Annotated in this window: 16 protein-coding genes and 1 riboswitch; of the genes, 12 read left to right on the plus strand and 4 right to left on the minus strand. The window is 59.1% G+C overall.

Annotation, left to right across the window (positions count from 1 at the left end):
• Positions 1-2: 2 nt before the first annotated feature.
• Positions 3-680, minus strand: a complete 678-nt coding sequence (locus tag NF685_RS06885) for a DUF421 domain-containing protein (protein WP_222546723.1) — start codon at positions 678-680, stop codon at positions 3-5.
• Positions 681-939: 259 nt separating this feature from the next.
• Here NF685_RS06885 and NF685_RS06890 point away from each other — a divergent pair, with 259 nt between their 5' ends.
• From NF685_RS06890 to NF685_RS06920, 7 genes are all read left to right on the plus strand, one after another.
• Positions 940-1,716: an ImuA family protein gene (locus NF685_RS06890; RefSeq protein WP_252849094.1), complete on the plus strand. Its 777-nt coding sequence runs from the start codon at positions 940-942 to the stop codon at positions 1,714-1,716.
• Entirely contained in the window at positions 1,607-3,124 is a 1,518-nt protein-coding gene (locus NF685_RS06895) for a Y-family DNA polymerase (RefSeq protein ID WP_252849095.1), read from the plus strand. The genes NF685_RS06890 and NF685_RS06895 overlap by 110 nt, the downstream gene beginning before the upstream one ends.
• Complete coding sequence (locus tag NF685_RS06900; protein ID WP_222546726.1) at positions 3,124-3,387, plus strand: hypothetical protein; 264 nt, start codon at positions 3,124-3,126, stop codon at positions 3,385-3,387. The genes NF685_RS06895 and NF685_RS06900 overlap by 1 nt, the downstream gene beginning before the upstream one ends.
• Positions 3,384-6,539, plus strand: coding sequence for an error-prone DNA polymerase (locus NF685_RS06905; protein WP_252849096.1), 3,156 nt, complete (start codon positions 3,384-3,386; stop codon positions 6,537-6,539). The genes NF685_RS06900 and NF685_RS06905 overlap by 4 nt, the downstream gene beginning before the upstream one ends.
• A 59-nt stretch (positions 6,540-6,598) precedes the next feature.
• Positions 6,599-6,943 (plus strand): TfoX/Sxy family protein, encoded by a 345-nt coding sequence (locus NF685_RS06910; protein WP_252849097.1) that lies wholly within the window; start codon positions 6,599-6,601, stop codon positions 6,941-6,943.
• A gap of 276 nt (positions 6,944-7,219) precedes the next feature.
• The gene (locus NF685_RS06915; RefSeq protein ID WP_252849098.1) at positions 7,220-8,119 is read left to right on the plus strand and encodes a peptidylprolyl isomerase; all 900 of its coding nucleotides are present in this window, start codon (positions 7,220-7,222) and stop codon (positions 8,117-8,119) included.
• A gap of 342 nt (positions 8,120-8,461) precedes the next feature.
• Entirely contained in the window at positions 8,462-9,184 is a 723-nt protein-coding gene (locus NF685_RS06920; protein ID WP_222546729.1) for a hypothetical protein, read from the plus strand.
• Positions 9,185-9,285: 101 nt separating this feature from the next.
• Here the strand turns inward: NF685_RS06920 and mmsB are convergent, their stop codons facing one another.
• From mmsB to chvE, 3 genes are read right to left on the minus strand one after another with little or no spacing between them, the layout of a single operon-like run.
• Positions 9,286-10,542: a multiple monosaccharide ABC transporter permease gene (mmsB, locus tag NF685_RS06925; protein WP_264813663.1), complete on the minus strand. Its 1,257-nt coding sequence runs from the start codon at positions 10,540-10,542 to the stop codon at positions 9,286-9,288.
• A gap of 5 nt (positions 10,543-10,547) precedes the next feature.
• Positions 10,548-12,161, minus strand: coding sequence for a multiple monosaccharide ABC transporter ATP-binding protein (gene mmsA / locus NF685_RS06930; RefSeq protein WP_252849099.1), 1,614 nt, complete (start codon positions 12,159-12,161; stop codon positions 10,548-10,550).
• A gap of 4 nt (positions 12,162-12,165) precedes the next feature.
• The gene (chvE, locus tag NF685_RS06935) at positions 12,166-13,371 is read right to left on the minus strand and encodes a multiple monosaccharide ABC transporter substrate-binding protein (RefSeq protein ID WP_289847408.1); all 1,206 of its coding nucleotides are present in this window, start codon (positions 13,369-13,371) and stop codon (positions 12,166-12,168) included.
• A 289-nt stretch (positions 13,372-13,660) separates the two neighbouring features.
• Positions 13,661-13,866: riboswitch (cobalamin riboswitch) on the plus strand.
• A gap of 134 nt (positions 13,867-14,000) precedes the next feature.
• On the opposite strand from chvE, the gene NF685_RS06940 reads away from it, so the two are divergent.
• From NF685_RS06940 to NF685_RS06960, 5 genes are all read left to right on the plus strand, one after another.
• On the plus strand, positions 14,001-14,411 hold the full coding sequence (locus NF685_RS06940) for a DUF1636 family protein (RefSeq protein ID WP_252849100.1): 411 nt from the start codon (positions 14,001-14,003) through the stop codon (positions 14,409-14,411).
• Entirely contained in the window at positions 14,408-15,421 is a 1,014-nt protein-coding gene (cobW, locus tag NF685_RS06945) for a cobalamin biosynthesis protein CobW (RefSeq protein WP_252849101.1), read from the plus strand. Before NF685_RS06940 ends, cobW begins: the two co-directional genes overlap by 4 nt.
• 3 nt (positions 15,422-15,424) lie before the next feature.
• Positions 15,425-18,742 carry a cobaltochelatase subunit CobN gene (gene cobN / locus NF685_RS06950; RefSeq protein WP_252849102.1) on the plus strand — a complete coding sequence of 1,106 codons (3,318 nt, stop codon included), beginning with the start codon at positions 15,425-15,427 and terminating at the stop codon, positions 18,740-18,742.
• Between the two features lie 90 nt (positions 18,743-18,832).
• Positions 18,833-20,137 carry a cobyrinate a,c-diamide synthase gene (locus NF685_RS06955; RefSeq protein WP_252849103.1) on the plus strand — a complete coding sequence of 435 codons (1,305 nt, stop codon included), beginning with the start codon at positions 18,833-18,835 and terminating at the stop codon, positions 20,135-20,137.
• Positions 20,134-20,784: a histidine phosphatase family protein gene (locus NF685_RS06960; protein WP_252849104.1), complete on the plus strand. Its 651-nt coding sequence runs from the start codon at positions 20,134-20,136 to the stop codon at positions 20,782-20,784. The genes NF685_RS06955 and NF685_RS06960 overlap by 4 nt, the downstream gene beginning before the upstream one ends.
• The last annotated feature ends 93 nt before the right edge of the window (positions 20,785-20,877 follow it).

The raw sequence follows: 20,877 nt of genomic DNA on the forward strand, positions 1-20,877 counted from the left end.
CTTTAGTTATGGAGTTTGATACTATTATGTACAACTCCATCCGTAGTGACCACCAGCAAATGATCGCCAACCCATTCGGCCAGAAATATCTGTTCCAGATCGTCAAGGCCTAACCGGAGCAGTTCGGTTTTCAGCCATGCCTCGCTTCGTTCGAGCGTCTTGAGTTCCTCCTCGAGTACTTCACCGCGGAGAACCAGAAAACGCGACGGCTTTTTGGCCTCTTCCTTCATGATGACGCTGACATGGCCTGTGGTTTCAATCTGGGCAAAATCGATATCGTCGAAGCTGAAAATGTTCTGCATGCGCAAGGCCGTGGCGATATCTTTCATATCAATACGGCTGGCGTTCTCCTTGAAATTCTCGATCAGGAAACGTCCATTACGGATAATGGTAATGGGCTCGCCAATCGTGCGTTTGCGCAGGCCGGGAATTTTGCGTGAGAGCGCATTGAACAGTGCCATCAGGGCGATGCACAGAACCAACAAGGCGATGTAATGCAGAATGGGAAGCTTGTCGTTATAGAGAATACCTCCCACGACACCGCCCAGAATAAAATTCCCGACGAGATCGACCGAGGTCATCATGGCAATCTGGTTGCGACCTGTGACATTCAGATAGGAAATGATCAGGGTAAAGCCGATAACGAGCTTTAGAATAACCCAGAGATAAAGGGTGATCACGCGACTCATGTCCTTTTTATTGATGTCACGACGGCTCTAACCATTTCGGGCACAGCAGGTTTCTTCAAATGGGTTACATTAAAAATTTGGCATTGATGGAAGCTCCGCGCGTCCTGGTTCCCTGAACAAGGTGCTGATTTCAAAAAACAACCCGACGTAATGTTTCCTATCTTGGAAAGCAGCATGGGAAATCTCTGAAACTCTGGTGGTTGTTCTCGTTTTGTTCGTATGATACGGGCGGAATTGAAGGAGGACCATCATGGATGACAGATCGGATATGGCGATGCTGCGCAAAAGCGTTGCGCGTATTGAACAACGTTATCGAGGGTCCTTCGAAGCGCTTTATCTGCAGACTGGTCTGTCTCTGGTCGATAATGCCCTCAAAGGAGGGCTGCGTCGCGGCGTGCTCCACGAATTTCTGGGAAACGGACATGATCGTGTTCTTTGTGCCCGCCCAACGCAGTTTATTGCGCATGTGCTCTCTCATGCAGCCGGGCCGGTTATCTGGGTTACGTCACCGGGCGAGGCGCCGATCCTGAATGGCCTGCGTCAGGCGGGTCTTTCAGCAGAGCGCCTGCTCTGCATTGAGGTCGATCCGGCACGCATGGCTGCAACGGTGGAAGATGTCTTGCGCAGTCAGGGCGTACTCGCCGTCATTGCAGATATGTCCATGCCACTTTCCCTGACGGCTTCGCGTCGGCTGGCTCTGGCGGGAGAGGCCTTCGGTGTGACCGGCTTTCTGCTTCATCGTCATGAACAGATTGTGCCGCCCAGCGCCTGCTGGACCCGGTGGCGTATCGCCGCAGCGCCTTCTGCGCCGGTCAGACTGGGATGCCGCGCTCTTCTGCCTTTCCCCGAAGGTCTTTCACTTGCTTTGCTGCGGCATCGTGGCGGCGATACCCTGCATTGGAGGGTCGGAACGGATCATGTCACGCCGTCTTCTTTCCCTCTGGCTGCCGTACTGGCACACAACGCTCTGGCACAAGGCGCATCCGCATCGCGACCCAACCCTGCCTCTGGTGTTGTATGGGCGTGAAGGCCAGCAGCGGAAAGTTCTGGCGGCCAACGAAGCAGCTCTGTACTGCGGTGTTCAGAAAGGCCAGATGCTGGCTATGGCACGTAGCCTCGTGCCGGATCTGGTATCAAAGCCCCTGTGTCCGGCACGCGCTTCAGAGGCCTTGCTCGAGCTGGCTGAATGGTGTCGTCGCTTTTCCCCTCTCGTATCGATCGATCCTCCAGACGGATTATGGATCGACACCACAGGTTGTGCACATCTGTTCGGTGGGGAAAGCACCATGCTGTCTGCCATAGATACGGCATTGGCAGAGCAGGGCCATACCGTGCGGGTCGCTCTGGCCGATACGGCTGGGGCTGCTAATGCCCTGGCCCGTTATGACCGGGTTTCCCTTCTGGCAGTTCCGTCTGGAGGGATCGAACAGGCACTTGATCCGCTTCCTGTTGAGGCACTGCGTCTGGGGCAGGAAGAATGCGATCTTTTGCATAGGCTCGGTATTGTCCGTGTAGCCGATTTGCGTCGTGTGCCACGGTCGGCTCTGACGCGTCGCTTCGGTGTGGTGCCTGCACGTCAGCTCGACTACGCGCTGGGCAGGCAAAAAGAACCGCTTCGTTTCGAACCGTCTTTCGTTGCATTGCGGTCAGTACGTCATCTGGTTGAACCGATTGGCACAGCAGAAAGTATTGTGCATGTCATTCAGGTTCTTGTGCAGGAAATTGCCTTTTTACTGCAGGAAAAAGGAATGGGTGCCCGTCGGGTCGATCTGATTTGCCATCGTGTCGATCACATCACCCAGGCGGTTCGCGTTGGCACTTCCGAACCGGTCAATAATCCCGCGCACCTGCATCGTCTGCTGTGCGAGCAGGTCGAAACGATCGATCCGGGGTTTGGTATAGAGTGCATGATTCTGCAGGTAGAGCAGACCGAGCGCTTCTGCTCTGCCGTGACGGAAAGCGATCTTGCAGAGACAAGACCGCAAGAAAATACAGCCATTCTCGGCTTGCTGGCGGAGCGTCTGCATAACCGGCCCGGTCTGCATGCTGTCTATTATCCGGGCACCACCGATATGCCTTTCCCTGAAGCTGCACAGCAGCGTCTGGTCGTATCCACCAAAGCGGGGGTGCTGCCGGACTGGCCGCGCCCCACCCGGCTTTTTGCACCGCCCCGTGCCATCGCACCGCCGCGTCTGGCGCAGGATGAAACGCCGTGCAGTTTTGTCTGGCAGGGGCAGACGCTGAACATTCATGGCGCAGAAGGGCCGGAGCGTCTGCACGGTGCCTGGTGGCAGCATCCCTCACAGGCAGGCGCCATACGCGATTACTGGATTGTGGAGACTGAAGAAGGCGATCGCTTCTGGCTGTTCCGTCGGGGGGACGGCCATCATGTCTGGTCGGGCGATGGTGCCTGGTTCGTGCATGGGCTGTTCTGATGACGCAGGATTTCCTTTCCCGCGCGACCATGCGTCCTGCCGAGCCTGGTGAAATTGCCGAGGCCCTGACCCATGCGCTGCGTTTTGACGGACGTCGTCGTGTGCATGATGCCGATGAGCTGATGGCAACCCTTGTGGCAGAACGACTGGTTGCCCATCTGGCGCGCTGCGGTTTCGTGCTCATGAAGCGTGCCGATGCCATGCCTCATGATACGAGCGGCCATCATCACCCTCATGATCCGGTGAAAGGGGAGGGGTCATGACGACCCCGCTGCATGTCACATCCTATTATTCGTTTCTGCGCGGTGTAAGCGCACCGCACGATCTGTTTTCCGTCGCCCACAGACAGGGGCACAGGGCCCTCGCCCTGACCGATCGTCATTCGGTAGCAGGTATGGTGCGGGCTCATGATGCTGCGCGTCAAAGCGGGATACGGCTTTTGCCCGGTTGTCGGCTGGATCTGCTCGATGGAGCGACACTTCTGGCTTATCCGGTCGACCGGCCAGGATGGGGCTCATTATGCCGCTTGCTGACACTGGGGCATCGTCGGGGTGCGCGTGAGGTTTTTTCGCTCGACTGGGGCGATCTGCTTCAGGGGGCACAGGGACTCGTTCTCATTCTGCTGCCGGGATTGCCTGATGAGCAGGCGCAACAGCAGCTTCAGTATCTGGCCCGCACGGGCACCTCAACCGGACAGCCTGTTTATTGCGGGCTCTCGCATCGCAGTGCACCGGGCGATCTGTTGCGACTTCAGGCGCTCGAGGCTCTGGCTGCGTCCTGCAACGTGCCGAGTGTTGTGACGGGCGATGTGCTCTATCATGAAGCGCGCTGTCATGTGCTGCAGGATGTGGTGACCGCTATTCGCGAAAACTGCACACTGGATATGCTGGGCGACAGGCGCGAAATCCATGGCGATCGTGCACTCAAATCGCCAGACTCTCTGATCCGGCTTTATGAAGCCTTTCCGGAGGCGCTCGCCCGTATCGCCGAGATCGAGGCACATTGTCGCTTCTCGATGGACGATCTCTGCTACCAGTATCCTCAGGAGACGGATCGGGCTGGCGAAACCCCACAGCAGACGCTTGCCCGGCTGGTGCACGAGGCTCTGCCGCGTCGCTATCCTGCGGGGGCGAACGAGGCCGTCAGAAAACAGATCGCTCACGAATTGGAGTTGATCGGTTCTCTCGATTACGCCCCCTATTTCCTGACCGTGCATAGTATCGTCCGTCAGGCACGTACGCTCGATATCGTCTGTCAGGGGCGTGGATCCGCCGCCAATTCGGCCATCTGTTACGTACTGGGCATTACGGCCATCGATCCTGTGCGCTCCGGTCTTTTGTTCGAGCGGTTCATTTCTGCAGAGCGTCGTGAACCGCCCGATATCGATGTCGATTTCGAGAGCGACCGTCGTGAGGAAATCATCCAGTGGATCTATCGCCGTTATGGCCGCAGCCATTCGGCGCTATGTGCCACCCTCATGCGCTATCGCCCCAAGGGAGCCTTGCGCGAAACCGGCAAGGTGCTTGGACTGAACGAGGATCTGCTCGGGGTCCTGTCCAAATATCTCGCCTCTTCTCTGGGCGATCCGGTGCAGCTCAAGGCGCGTGCGGCAGAGCTCAATCTCAATCTCGCAGACCGGCGTCTGGCTCTCACCTTGCGCATGGCTTCCGAACTGGTGGGGATACCGCGTCAGCTCGGCACGCATCCGGGTGGATTCGTGCTGACACGCGACAGGCTGGACGAACTCGTGCCCATCCAGCCCGCTGCGATGGAAGATCGTCAGATCATCGTCTGGGACAAGGACGATATCGATATCCTCAAATTCATGAAGGTCGATGTGCTGGGGCTTGGTATGCTGGGCTGTCTGCGTCGCGGTTTCGAGCTGCTGGCCGAGCATCGCATTCGCCAGCTCGATATGGGCTCCGTACCGCCCGAAGACCCGGCAACCTATGCCATGATACGCCGCGCCGACACGCTGGGCACATTCCAGATCGAGAGCCGCGCCCAGATGTCCATGCTGCCGCGTCTCAAGCCCAGAACCTTCTACGATCTGGTGATTCAGGTGGCTATCGTGCGCCCCGGCCCCATACAGGGCGATATGGTGCATCCCTATCTGCGTCGGCGCGAGGGTATTGAAGAGCCCGATTACCCGCAGCCGGAACTCAGGCAGATTCTGGGAAAGACACTGGGCGTGCCGCTGTTTCAGGAGCAGGCCATGCAGGTGGCGATCAAATGTGCCGGTTTTACACCCGGTGAGGCCGATCAGCTGCGCCGCTCCATGGCGACGTTCAAGTTCACCGGCGGGGTCTCGCATTTCAGGACAAAGCTGATCGAGGGTATGGTTGCCAATGGGTATGAGCACGACTTTGCCGAACGTACGTTTCGCCAGCTCGAAGGCTTCGGGTCCTATGGCTTTCCAGAGAGTCACGCAGCGAGTTTCGCGCTTGTGGCGTATGTCTCGAATTATCTGAAATGCCATCATCCGGATGTTTTCTGTGCGGCCCTGCTCAATTCGCAACCGATGGGATTTTATGCCCCTGCCCAGGTGGTGCGCGATGCACGCGAGCATGGCGTGACCGTGCACGCCATCGACATCAATGCCTCACGCTGGGATTGTGCGCTCGAACCGGATCGGGGCAAGCGAACGCTGGCTGTGCGTCTGGGGTTCCGTTTCGTAAAAGGCCTGTCCAATGAGCATGCAGCCCGACTGATTGCCAATCGCTTTCCGGCCTATGACTCGCTCGACGATGTCTGGCGTCGCGCCGATATTCCTGTCTCTGCACTCGATGCGCTGGCGGCAGCCGATGTTTTTCGCAGTCTGGGTCTCGATCGTCGTGCCGCACTCTGGGCCATCAAGGGGCTGGCCGATACGGTTCTGCCGCTTTTTGCCGCCGCAGACCGCAAGCTCAACCGCCCCGGCCCCGAAGTGATCGAGCCCGCTTATGCCCCACGCCCCATGAGCGAGGGGCGCGAGGTCGTGGAAGATTACAACACGCTCGGTCTGACCCTGCGTCAGCATCCGATGGCGTTTCTGCGTCCGCAATTTGCCGGACGCGGCATGGTGACCTGCGCCGATCTGCGTCGCCTGCGCGATGGCAGTCGTGTGGTTGTGCCGGGTCTGGTGCTGATGCGCCAGCGCCCCGGCACAGCGCATGGCGTGATGTTCATGACGCTGGAAGACGAAACCGGCACAGCCAATATCATTATCTGGAAAGACCGTGCCGAGGCGCAGCGTCGTATCGTGATCGGCGTCAATGCCGTGGCCTGTCATGGAACCCTGCAACGCGAGGGTGAGGTCATTCATGTGGTAATGCAGAAGCTGGAAGACCTGACTTCCCTGATGCGCAGCATTGCTGTTTCGGAAGAAGAAGAGAGCACCGTGACGCCAAGATTGAAGGCGCGGGATTTCCATTGACGACGGGCATAGTGTTTTCCACGATGAAGAACCAAAGAGCTTTTTTGGGGGGGGGGATTATGACGACGTACGATCCTGCTGCATTGCAGACAATCCTGATGCGTCCGGATCTGGCGGAGTTCGATCTGTCCTTCAGGCCCATGTTCGGGGGTATTATGGGCTATGCTGGCGGTAAGGTCTTCGCTTCGCTTTCCAATGTCGGTCTGGCGCTCAAAATGAATGGGAAAGACCGCGAGGCTTTGTTGGCACTCCCGGGTGCGCAGGCCTTGCGTTACGAACCCGATAGCGCGCCCAGCAAGACCTATGTCGTTGTGCCTGAAGCCCTGCATACCCGTCCTGACGCGCTGAAAATCTGGGTGGCACGCGCGATAGCCGGTCTTCCTGCGAAAAAGCCGCGTCGATAGAAAACAGTGGAGAAAGCGGCGGCGCGGGTCCGTCCAGCGTACCCCGTGCCAGTTTTGTGCATGTCTTCTCTGGAGGGCCGGGGATGGGCATGCACAGGCGATATCCAGCTATGGCCTGTTGCCTTGGCACGTCGCGCGCTCAGGTCGCGACGACCGTGAGGGGGGCCCTCCATCGATAGTCTGGCGGCAGGCTTTGCGAAATCGGTCGATATGCCAGAAAAGTCGATATACCAGAAAAAACTGTGCAAGACCGCAATGGAAGGGCAGTCTTGTGTTATGCGCCGTTTCATCGCCCTGACTGCTCTGCTGTCTCCCTCTTCGGCTCTGGCGGTTCCCACGCCGGGCTCTGTGCCAAGCCCGGCCGAGATCGTCGCCAAGGCACCGGCCTCAGCCTGGCGCGACGTGGCTCCGGACCATCTGCTCGTCATGAAACTGGCCGATGGAGATCGGGTGGTAATCGAGCTGGCGCCGGATTTTGCACCTGTGCATGTCGCGAATATCATGCGTCTTGCAAAAGCGCATCAATGGAATGGGGGTGCCATCACCCGCGTGCAGGATAATTACGTCGTGCAATGGCGTGTGCATGATGAGGCCGCTTCACTGCCCAAGGGGTTTGTGATGCATCCACCCGCAGAATATGAACGCCCGCTTGCCGGGCTCGATTACCGCGCGCTTGGTTATCCGGATGCCTATGCGCCTCAGGCAGGTTTTGCCGGGGGATGGGCTGTGGGGCGCGATAAAAACCTGGTCTGGCCCGCTCAATGCTATGGCACGGTCGGTGTCGGACGCGACATGCCACCCGATACGGGAGACGGGCGCGAACTCTATGTGGTCAATGGCGAGGCCCCGCGTCAGCTCGATCGCAATCTGGCTGTCGTCGGGCGCGTGCTGGAAGGCATGGAGCATCTGGGTGCTTTGACACGAGGTACAGGTGATCTCGGCTTTTATACCGATGTCCGTCAGACGATTCCGATTGCCAGCATTACTCTGGCGTCGGACATGGCCCAGACCGTGCGCCCGGTCTATCAGGTAATGCGCATCGATACCCCGAGTTTCACGGCCTATCTCGACGCCCGGGCAGCAAGACGGGATCCGTTTTTCGTGCATCCTGCGGGCGGTGTCTCTTTGTGCAATGTCCCTCTCCCTGCAAGAGAGGTGAAGCAGCAAGGACGGTGAAAGCAGGGAAGTCACAGATCAGAAGACGGAAATAGCCGCCTGCCATGTCGGCTCTGCCGGGTACAACGACCTCGACTTCCTGCGGCAAGAGCATTCGCTCACAAGGGCTGCTCGATCATTGGGAGCATCAGTTTCTTTCGCCAGATATACCGTATTGTATTATTGGGTGAGGGGTGGATAGCGCGACATTGCCGATACAGGGCGCAGATGACACAGCGTCATAGTAATTTGGCTAATGTAACGTTACAAACGCATTAATTTCTTTTTCGGATCAATGCAGTTCGTTAATGTCTGGACTTCTCACGTTATTGAAGGCGGGAGAAAACGCAGAGGCGCATTGACGTGTCATTCAGATTTTCAAAGATCCTTTTTATTCTCCCGACTTTTTCAGGTCTGGCTCTCGATCCGGCTTTTGGCTCATCCCTGCCAATGGGTTATCAACCGACAGTATCTGCCCGTGTGGGGACATTGGGAATTGGCCCTGAGGTCAGTATTCGTATTCCAAATTCGCACTGGGGATTTCGCGGGAATATCAATTTTTTTACCTATAACGATTCTTCTATTTATCACCACAGGTTTGCTAATGAAAATCCGACGACCGGATACGATCTGGATGCGCAGTTCGGCGGATCGTTCCGGTTTTTTAATGGTGGGTTGACGACCGATTTCTACCCACTCGGTTCCGGCCTGCGCGTTTCACTGGGTGTTTACGGTGTCGGTAATCGCGTCACGGCACGGGCAACGCCCACAGGCGATGCCCGCATCGGGCGCACAATCTACAATGTGCAGGATGCAGGCAGCGTTTCGCTCAAGGCGCTACCCAATCAGGTCGCTCCCTATATTGGTTTTGGCTATGCAGGACGTATCGTCAGCAATGTCGTCTTTTCGGTGGACGCGGGCATTCTGGCAGAAGGCGATCCCAAGGTGTCCATGACGACCGAAGGACCGGCAGCCGCCCTCCCGTCCTTTACCGCTCAGGTCGAGCGTGAGCGCCGCCGTATCGCCCATGATGTCAATGTGCCTGTCTATCCTGTGCTGGAGCTGGGTATCGGCTATCGTTTCTGAACGTTTTATCGGTAGTGAGCAGTCTGAAGCGTGTAAGCATCTGAAAAACAGGGCCGTCGGTTTGTCCGGCGGCCTTGTGTCATGCCCAGCAGGCTGCCCGATCAGGCCCTGCGCTGGTTATAGACATCCACACAGACGGCACCGAGAAGCACCAGCCCTTTGAGTACCTGCTGATAATCGATGCCAATACCCAGGATGGACATGCCGTTATTCATGAGACCCATGATCATGGCACCGATCACGGCGCCACCCACGCGCCCTACACCGCCATAGGCAGAAGCACCGCCGATGAAGCAGGCTGCGATAACGTCGAGCTCGAAGCCCAGACCTGCTTTCGGTGTGGCGGTATTGAGCCGGGCTGCAAAAATCAGGCCACCGAGCGCTGCGAGAACGCCCATATTTACAAAAGTCAGAAAGGTGAGGCGCTCGGTGCGTATGCCTGAAAGTTTTGCTGCGCGTACATTGCCGCCGACAGCATAGATCTGACGCCCCAGCGTGGTGCGGCTGGTCATGAAGCTGTAGAGCGTGATCAGCACCGCCATGATGATCAGCACATTCGGCAGGCCGCGATAGCTTGAGATCAGCATGGCGAGATAGACGATAATGCCGAATATGGCGACGTTCTTGCCAATAAAGAGCGGCATCGGCTCCACATCGATCTCATTGCGCTGATAGCGCGCGCGGGCACGTACCGACCCCGCCACCATGACGGCTGCCACAAGCACGCCCAGTATGAGCGATGTCAGATTATACGGGCCCATTTTGGGCAGAAATTCGGGAATGAATCCCGATGACAGCTTCTGGAATACGGTTGAGAACGGCCCAAGAGACTGACCGCCGAGCAATGCGAGAGCCAGTCCCTTGAACACCAGCATACCGGCCAGCGTCACGATAAAGGACGGGATCTTGAAATAGGCAATCCAGTAACCCTGTGCTGCGCCGATCAGGGCACCGGTCGCAAGGCAGGTCAGGGTAGTCACCACGACATTGCAGTGCAGCTGTACCATGAGCACGGCTGCCACAGCCCCGGTAAAGCCTGCAACCGAGCCGACAGACAGGTCGATATGACCCGCTATGATGACCAGCAGCATACCGAGCGCCATGATGACGATATAGCTGTTCTGGAGCACCAGATTTGTCAGGTTGAGCGGGCGCAGGAGCGTCCCGTTGGTCATGATCTCGAAAAACAGTCCGATGGCCACCAGTGAGATGAACATGCCGTATTCACGCAGATTATTGCGAATGAACCGGCCGGTAGCACTGTCGCGCAGTTTGTGCCCGCCGGGCGCGCCCCCTGTGGGGCTGGTCTCGCCCGATGGGGAGAGCGGATTGCCGGGCATAAGAATATGTTCGCTCATAACGGTCACGCTCCCAGGACGGGGGAATTGGAGGGGAGAGGCTCAATGGCAAGCTGGGTTGTCTCGCCGGGGATCGTCGCAATGGGGTGGGTTTCGGATGTGCTGCGCACGATGGCGCGCATAATTTTTTCCTGCGTGGCTTCTTCGCGTGTGAACTCGCCGACGAAGCGTCCCTCATTCATGACGCAGATACGATCGCAGATACCGAGCAGCTCGGGCATTTCCGATGAAATGACCACGCAGCCGCGCCCGCTATCCGCCATCTGCTGGATCAGGGCATAGATCTCGTATTTGGCGCCCACATCGATGCCGCGTGTCGGCTCGTCGAGAATGAGCACATCGGGATTGGTGAACATCCATTTCGACAGCACCACTTTCTGCTGGTTGCCCCCCGACAGCTTGCCCGCAAGCTGCTGAACATCGGGCGAGCGTATACGCATCTTGTTGCGGTAGTCCTGTGCGATACGCAGCTCGGCAATCTCGTCGATCACGCCATGACGCGCGATGCCGCGCAGCTCGGCCAGCGAGATATTATGGCGTATCTCATTGCTCAGATGCAGCCCAAGCTCCTTGCGGTCCTCGGTCACATAAGCGAGTCCTGCCGCGATGGCGCGGCTGACGGTCGAAACATCCACCGGCTTGCCTCGCATGGTGACACGACCCGAAATCCGCGTGCCAAAAGAGCGCCCGAAAAGACTCATGGCAAATTCGGTACGCCCCGCCCCCATCAGTCCTGCAATACCGACGATCTCGCCAGCACGAACATGGAAGTCGACATCGCGTATCACCTGACGATCCGCATGAAGCGGATGCCAGGCCGACCAGTCTTGAACTTCCATAAGCATCTCGCCTGTTTTCGGCGTATGCGGCGGATAGCGATGCTCCAGATCGCGATTGACCATAAGGCGGATGATCTCGTCTTCATCCGCCGGTCCGTTGCGGCAATCGATCGTGCCCACGCTTCGCCCGTCGCGCAGCACTGTGATGCGATCGGCCACACGCGAAATCTCATTCAGCTTGTGCGAGATGAGGATGGATGACAGCCCTTCTGCCTTGAAGGCCAGCAGAAGGTCGAGCAGGGCTGCGCTGTCGCGCTCGTTCAGACTGGCGGTCGGTTCGTCCAGGATAAGCAGACGGACTTTCTTGGAGAGTGCCTTGGCAATTTCGACGAGCTGCTGCTTGGCGACCCCCAGATGGGTTACCAGTGTTTCAGGGGGCTCGGTCAACCCGACCTGACGCATCAGGTCACGGGCACGCATGCGCCCCGAATCTCGATCGATAATCCCGAAACGACCGGGAGGATGGGTAATGAAAATATTTTCCTGCACGGAAAGCAGGGGGATCAGCGCAAGTTCCTGATGGATGATGATAATGCCAAGCGCTTCGGAACTGTTGATATCGGCAAAGCGCCGTTCCTCACCCTCGAATACGATCTGCCCGTCATAGCTCCCGGCGGGATAGACCCCGCTCAGGATTTTCATGAGCGTCGATTTTCCGGCACCATTCTCGCCGCAAAGAGCATGAATTTCGCCGGGTTCGACCGAAAAACTGACATCGCTCAAGGCCTTTACGGGGCCGAAACGCTTGGCGATGTTGCGCATTTCCAGAATGGGGCTCATGGCGCTACTCGATCTGGCTTGCGGTATAATAACCGCTGTCGATCAGGGTCGGGCGTATATTGGCTTTTGTCACCACGACGGGGGTGAGCAGATAGGCAGGCACCACCTTGACGCCGTTATTATAGCTCTTCGTGTCGTTCACCGGCACGGTTTTGCCCGCCAGCATGGCATCGACCATATCGGCCGTCACACCGGCCAGCTTGCGCGTATCCTTGAAAATCGAGGAATACTGATCGCCCGCAAGGATGGATTTGACGGAAGGGATCTCGCAATCCTGCCCGCTGACATAGGCCATTTTCGTATCGCCACTGCCATAGCCTACGCCCTTGAGCGAGGAGATGATGCCAATGGAAATGCCGTCATAGGGCGAAAGCGCAGCATCGAGATGGCGGTCGGTATAATAGGCGCTCAGCAGATTATCCATGCGCGACTGCGCAGTCGCGCCGTCCCAGCGCAGGGTCGAGACCTTGTCCATGGTCTTCTGGCCTGAGGGAATGACCAGCTTGCCGCTGTCGAGATAGGGCTTGAGCACCGACATGGCGCCATTGAAGAAGAAATAGGCATTGTTGTCGTCCGGCGAGCCACCGAAAAGCTCGATATTGAACGGACCCTTGGCCTCTGGCAGACCAAGCGCCTTGATCAGGGAACTGGCCTGCAACACGCCAACCTGGAAGTTATCGAATGTGGCGTAATTGCTGACATCCGCCGAATTGCGGATAAGACGATCATAGGCCACGACCTTGACGCCGCGCTGCGCCGCCTTGTGCAGGGTATCGGAAAGCGTGGTGCCATCGATGGCTGCAATGACAAGCACCTTGTCACCTTTGGCCACCATGTTTTCGATCTGCGAAACCTGATTGGGCACATCGTCATCGGCATATTGCAAATCGGTGCGATAGCCGCGCGACTGCAGTGTCTTGACGATGTTATTGCCATCCGCGATCCAGCGCGCGGAAGATTTCGTAGGCATGGCAATGCCGACTGTCGGCTTCTCCTGAGCGAGCGCGGCGGGGGCAGCGCAGATAAGAGCGGTCGATAAAAGGGTGGTGGAGGCCAAAGCGAAAGAGGCCAGACTGAGACGAATTCTGTTCATGACATGCATTGTCCAGGTAGGAATCACCAGCACGATCGCTGTGCTGCGTGAAACGATGCGGTAGTCACGTATGCAACGCGCCCTGGCCATGACATCGGCCGGGACGTGTCGCACCATGGGGAAATGCCGAAGGATGAAACACCGCCGGAAAGAGTGCGGGAGATCCCTCAAACAGATGAGATGGGTCACGTCCTGCCGGATCGTTCCGACTCGGATATAACACCTATTGTTATAATCATATCATGATAATGTTAGATATTGCGATAATGTCATGTCTCGAAAACGTGAACATCCATCGTGTCCCGGTCGTGAAATCGGCAAAACCGGTTAATTGCCGTTATCGGCCCTGGCGTCGTCGATCCGGGAGTGACTATGACGCCGGCACTTTCAGATAGCGGCCGGAAGCTGCTAGACAGGGCCAGACGGTGCCCCGCAGGGGGTGAAAAGGGAAGCAGGTGCGTGCCGCATGGCATCAGTCCTGCGCTGCCCCCGCAACTGTAGATGGTGTTGATCTGCCGCCATATCCCACTGGTTTACATACCGGGAAGGGGGCGTCAGAACCGGGTGACCGGCATCATGAGCCAGGAGACCTGCCGTCATTCCCTGATTTCGCTGTCCGGCGGGGTGCCCGGAGGGTGACAGTCCATGCCTGTGCATCGATGCAGGGCGTGGCAGGTCGGCTTGTGTCGGCAATCGCCTTTGTGCCCTGTTTTGCCCGTTCCGACGGGTCTGGTCCGGGATCGCTCATGGACGAACAGACTGATTTTCACAAAAAAGCCCCCGTCAGACACGCTCCCGTCCTTCATGTCTGCCTGACCTGCCGCGACGGCGGTGAGGTTTTGCACGACGCCCTCAAGGCGCAGGCAGAAGGGTCGGGGGTCGCAGTCGAGGGCGTCAGATGTCTGGCCGCCTGTCAGCAGGGCTGCACGGCAACGCTCTCCATGTCGGGAAAATGGTCCTGGCTGCTGGGCAGACTGGCGCCCGCTCTGGCTGGAGATCTTCTGCTCTACGCAAAGGCCTATGAGCAGTCGCGCTCTGGTACCGTCATGCCTTCGCGCCGTCCCGAGAGCCTGCGCGATATTATCCTGGGGCGCTTCCCCGCCCAGAATACCAGCTTATCCAACACCGAAACGCCCGTTACTGAGAGACTGTCATGAGCAAAATCCCTGTCACCATCATTACCGGCTTTCTCGGTGCTGGAAAAACCACCCTGCTGCGCCATCTGATCGAGAAATCCGGCGGGCGTCGTATTGCAGTCGTGGTGAATGAATTCGGCTCGCTCGGCATCGATGGCGAGACGCTGCGTGGATGCAGCATTCCGAACTGCCCGGAGGAAGATATCGTCGAACTGACCAATGGCTGTCTGTGCTGCACGGTAGCCGATGATTTCATTCCGACCATGGAAGCCCTGCTCGATCGCCCCAATCCGCCAGAGCATATCGTGATCGAGACTTCGGGACTGGCCTTGCCGAAACCCCTGCTCAAGGCATTCGGCTGGCCGAGCGTGCGTACACGCATGACTGTGGATGGCGTGATTACTGTGGTGGATGCGCCAGCCGTTGCCGATGGCCGCTTCGCCGATGACCCGGAAGCCGTCGCCAGACAGCGTGAGGAAGATGAGTCGCTCGATCACGACAATCCGCTGGAGGAAGTCTATGAGGATCAGCTCGACTCAGCCGATCTGGTCATTCTGAACAAGACCGATCTGCTGGACGAACCCGCACTGGCTGCGGTCGAAGCCGGTCTCGATGCGCGCCAACGTCGCGTACGCCTGATCCGTGCACGCGAAGGCCGTGTCGATCCGGCCGTGTTGCTTGGGCTCGGGGCTGCAGCAGAAGACGATCTCGCAGCGCGTCCCTCGCATCATGACGGGGCGGATGAGCATGAGCATGACGATTTCACCAGCTTCGTGCTCGACCTGCCCGAACAGGAAACAGCGGAGGCTTTCGTGAAAAAGCTCGAAAACGTGGTCCGCACGCATGACGTGCTGCGCATGAAGGGCTTTGCCCGTGTGGCAGGCAAGAGCCTGCGTCTGGGTGTTCAGGCAGTGGGCGGGCGTATCCGTCATGCTTATGAGCCCGGCGAGGCGGCAACAGGCAGGCTTGTCGTCATCGGTCTGCACGGGCTCGATCCGAAGGCCGTACAATCCAGCTTCGACGCAGGCTGAGCCATGCATATTCTCTTTCGGGAAGCGCATGATCTGGACGGGCAGGCGGTGGCCGAGGATCTCGCCCATGCCCCTGCCGATCTTGTCCTGCTCTCGTTTTCCGAAAGCGATTTGCTGGGACTGCGCGATGTGCACACGGCGCAGGACCCGAGCCTTCAGGTCGCGACCCTGTCGCGCCTGCGTCACCCCATGTCGGTCGATCTTTATCTCGAACAGACCGTCTCCCAGGCGCGCTGCGTGGTGGTGCGTCTTCTGGGGGGAACGGAATACTGGCGTTATGGCGTGGATGAGCTGCGGCTCGTCTGTCGTGAAAAGGCCATTCCTCTGGCCTTCATCACCGGTGAAGCCACGCCCAACCCGGCACTGAAAAGCCTGTCGACAATCGAAGCGGCTCACTGGGAGCGGCTGGATACGCTGTTTCGCGAGAGCGGTGCGCGCAATCTGCGTAGCGCACTGACCCTCATGAGCGCACTGGCAGGTCTGGCGAAGGATGACGGGGCCGTGGCCGAGCCCCTGCCGGATGCCGGGCTTTATCGACGTCTCAACCCGACTTCCCGTCACGAACGCGCACTTGTCGTGTTTTATCGCGCCCATCTTCTGGCGTCGGATCTGGATGGGATCGATGCCCTGGCCGAAGCGATTGCAGCAGAAGGATATGGCGTTGATCTGCTCTATGTTGCGTCCTTGCGCGCGGCAAAAGCCGTCTCCTTCATCAGCGAATGGCTACAGGATGAGCCACCAGCCGTTATTCTCAATGCCACGTTTTTTGCATCACGCGGCGATGACGCATCGCCTTGCGTCTTCGATGCGGCTGGGGTGCCTGTCCTGCAGATCGTCCAGCCCAGCACGACGCTGGCCAACTGGCACAAGGCGGCACGCGGCCTGTCGCCTTCCGATCTGGCCATGCAGATCGTCCTGCCTGAATTCGACGGGCGACTGAACGGCGCCCCCATTTCGTTTCGCGACGAGGCCCCACCCGGCCTGCCGGCACGACGCGTAGCCTACGCGCCCGGCATTGCGCAGCTTGTCCGTCAGATGCAGGGCTGGCTGTGTCTCGCCGCCAAGCCGCCAGCTGCGCGGAAACTGGCGCTTGTGCTGTCGGATTACCCCGGTGCAGAGGGGCAATCGGCCCATGCGGTCGGGCTCGACAGTTTTGCCAGTGTCGCTGCCATCGGCGCGATGTTGACGGAAGCCGGTTACGCCATTCCGCCCATCGCCGCCCCGGACCTCCCTGACGGTCTGTGCCGTACAGAACCGGCAGAGATCATGAATGCCAGTGCCTATCGCACGGCATTCGACACGCTGCCGGTGGCGTTTCGTCAGAAGGTCATCGATGCCTGGGGCGAGCCGATTGAGCCGGTGAAGCTGCGTTTCATGCGTTTCGGTGCGCTCGTTCTGGCTCTTCAGCCCGGGCGCGGCGAGGCAAAGCAGCGCAAGGCGCAGTATCACGACCCCGATATCCCCCCCTGTCACGACTATATAGGCTTCTATCTCTGGCTGCGTTGCACGTGTGAAATCGATGCAATGGTGCATCTGGGCACGCATGGCACGCTCGAATGGCTTCCCGGCAAGGCGGTGGCCCTGTCACCCGACTGCGCACCATCCGTGCTGGTGGGCGGCGTGCCGGTCATTTATCCGTTCATCGTCAATAATCCCGGCGAGGCCGCTGCAGCCAAAAGGCGTCTGGGGGCGGTGATGATCGGTCATATGACACCGCCGGTGCAGCGGGCCGGTCTTGATGGCCCCTTGACCGAGCTCGAACGTCTGATCGATGAATATGCCGAGGCAGACGGGCTGGACAAGCGACGCGGCACGCTGCTGCGACGTCAGATCCTCGACCGTGCTGCCGATCTCGGTGTGTTGGCCGAAGCCTCTCCTCATTCCATCGGCAATGCGGCGCGCGATGGCAGCGCTGACGAGGCAGAAGCTCTGGCGAGGCTCGATGCGTATCTGTGCGACGTGAAAGACCTCCAGATACGCGATGGTCTGCACGTATTCGGCTGCACACCGCCCAGACGCGGCGAACTGGTCGATATGCTGGCACAATCTGCGCATGTCACGCCTCAGGAAGTCGCAACGCGCCTCGATACCTGTCCGCAGGCCGAGCGTCTGGCGCTGCTGGCAGCGCTCGATGGGCATTTCATCCCGCCCGGTCCTTCAGGCGCGCCGACACGCGGGCGTCTGGATGTGCTGCCGACGGGGCGTAATCTGACGACCACCGATCCGCGCATGGTGCCCACGCGCGCGGCCCTGCTTCTGGCCCATCGTACGGCAGAATTGCTGCTGTCGCGTCATTTGCAGGAAGAAGGAGAGCCTCTGCGTCATCTGGTGCTCGATCTGTGGGGCAGCGCGACCCTGCGGACGGGCGGCGAGGATATGGCGCTTGCCTTTCTGCTTATGGGTGTGCAGCCTCGCTGGGATGCGACGAGCGGTCGGGTCAGCGGTTTCGAGATCGTACCTCTGACCGTGCTCGACCGGCCACGCGTGGATGTCACCTTGCGTATTTCGGGCCTGTTTCGCGATGCCTTTCCGGGATTGATCGATCTGTTCGATCAGGCAGCGCGTGCCGTGGCCGCGCGCGAGGAAGAGGCAGACTGGAATCCTCTGACGCTCGACCCTGAAACGTCGCGTATTTTCGGTGCAGCCCCCGGCGCCTATGGCACCGGCATCGAGGCATCGCTTGCCTCGGGAGAATGGACCGACAGGAAGGCGCTCGGGCAGCTTTATCTCGAAGGATCGCAATGGAGTTACGGTGGCGGACGCGATGGCGTGCGCGCTGGCGAGGATCTGGCCAGACGTCTCGGTCGGGCGGAAATCGTGCTGCATATGCAGGACCATGCCGAAACGGATGTGCTGGATAGCGCCGATACGGCCGCTCATGAAGGCGGTCTTGGTGCGGCAGCCGCCAGTCTGGGCAATGACCCTCTGCTGCTTCATGGCGATACCAGCCAGCCCGATACGCCGAAACTGCGCGATATGGCGCAGGAAGTGGCACGTGTGACACGCGGCAGGCTGGCCAACCCACGCTGGATTGCGGGCATGATGCGCCATGGCTATCGCGGTGCGGCTGAAATGGCGCGCGGTGTCAGTGCGCTGGAGGCCTATGCTGCCACGCTTCCGACAAGGCTCGACCGCCAGATCGATCTGGCATTTGCAGCCCTGCTGGAAAACGAGGACTGCGCCGCTTTCCTTCAGGCCCATAATCCCGAGGCGCTGGCCGATATGCGCCGACGCTTCGCAGCCCTGATTGCACGCGGTTTGTGGCAGCCGCGCAGTAACGCCGTCGCGCGTCTGCTGTCCGAAGGAGAAGACGATGTCTGAGCGGTATCGGGCAGGGTCGATGAGCCGGCTTGCGAAACACGCCGGTTCGACATTACTGGCAGGCAGAATGCCGGCGAGAGGTATGAAATCATGACCCGTATGCTGATGGTGGCTGCCCCCCGTTCGGGCTCGGGCAAAACCACGCTGACACTGGCGCTCATCGCGGCATTCAGGCGCAGGGGGGTGAGAGTGAGAGCTCTCAAAACCGGTCCCGATTATATAGACCCGGCCTTTCATCAGGAAGCTTCGGGTGCGCCCTGTGCCAATCTCGATAGCTGGGCCATGACGGGCGATCAGCTCAGGGCAGGGCTGGCACAGGCATCGCAGGATGCCGATCTGGTGATCGTCGAATCATCCATGGGATTGTTCGACGGGCTGGCTCTGGAAAACGGTGCGCGCGGAGCCGCTTCCGATATCGCCTCCCTGTTTGCCATGCCCGTACTGCTTGTGCTCGATGCCAGCGGGCAGGGGCAGACTGTAGGGGCCATCGCTCAGGGCATGGCCGGATGGCAGGATGGCGTCACGATTGCGGGGACGATCCTGAACAATATTGCCTCCGACCGTCATGAGAAGCTCTGCCGTTCGGCCATGAAAATGCCGCCTGTCGGCGTGTTTCGGAGGGATCGGACGATCCTGCTGCCGGAGCGTCATCTGGGACTGGTTCAGGCGCGTGAACGTGGCGATCTGGCCGGTTTCTTTGCCGCGCTGGCCGACAAGGCCGAAGCGGAACTCGATCTGGGCGCCATCTGGTCTCTGGCTGCGCCCGTCATGGCAACTGTGGAAAGCCGGAAGCATCCGTTCACCCCGCCGGGGCAACGCATCGCTGTGGCCGATGACGCGGCTTTTTCCTTTCTTTATGCCCATCTCGCGCAGGCTTGGCGCGAGGCCGGTGCCGAGATCCTGCGTTTTTCTCCTCTTGCCGATGAGACCCCACCGGAGCGTGCCGATTGCTGCTGGCTGCCGGGTGGCTATCCCGAGCTTCACGCGGCCGCCTTGTCTGCTGCATCCTGTTTCAGAGCGGGCATGGCGCGTTTTGCTGCGACGCGACCCGTTCATGGTGAATGCGGGGGTTATATGGTTCTCGGGGAAGGTATCGAGGATGCATCGGGCACGATGCACGCCATGCTGGGGCTTTTGTCGCATGAGACTTCATTTGCGCGCCGGAAAATGGTGCTGGGCTATCGTGAAGCCGAATTATTGCAGAACTCCGTGCTCGGCCCGGCAGGGGCAAGACTGCGTGGTCATGAATTTCACTATGCCAGCGTGACCCATCCCGGCAGGGATGAGGCATTCGCGACGTTGCGCGACGGTGAAGGGCGCGCGCTGGGTCAGGCAGGCAGTCAGCGCGGTACCGTTTCGGGGACCTTCTTTCACATGCTGTCGCAGCACGGGTGAGCACCGGTTTCTCGATCCTGCTGGCGCGCCATCCTGCCGTGCAGATACGCGAAGGCCTCTGTTATGGAAGAACCGACGTGCCTCTGGCATCGGGCTGGGAACCTGTCGTTGCAAAGTGGCAGCAGATCTGGCGCGATGGCGTGGGGTTCGCCCAGAATGCGCACTATCGCGTGTTTCATTCGCCAGCCACGCGCTGCTCTGTGGCGGCGCGACATTTCGCATCGTGCGACGCAGACGCCCGTGGAAGGCCCGACTCCCACGTTGATGACTCCCACACTGATTGCTGCCACGCCGATTTGCGTCTGGCCGAGCTGGATTTCGGTGCATGGGAAAACAGACTCTGGTCCGATGTGCCCCGAGACGATCTGGATGACTGGGCAGCTGATCCAATGGGGTATGCGCCCGGTGGAGGCGAGACGGTCGAGGCTCTGACAGAGCGTGTTGCGGCTTTCTGGCATGAGCGTATGCAGGCCTCGCAGACATGCTGCATCGTGACCCATGGAGGGCCATTGCGTGTGATGCTGGCTCTTGCCGAAAACAGGGCATTCAGACCGGAAGATCCTGCCCCGCAACAAGGTCAGGCAACTCTGTTGCATTTTTCCAACAATCCGGGCGGGTTTGTTGCGCAAGGCCTGCCGATACGTTGACAGAACGCAACAGAGCAATGAGGAGTAAGGCAATCCTGAATCAACGGTAAGGTTTGTCATGCTGTTACGCACCCGGTCCCTCCTGCCATCAGC

Source organism: Asaia lannensis NBRC 102526 (assembly GCF_024054035.1).
GTDB classification, from domain to species: Bacteria; Pseudomonadota; Alphaproteobacteria; order Acetobacterales; family Acetobacteraceae; genus Asaia; species Asaia lannensis.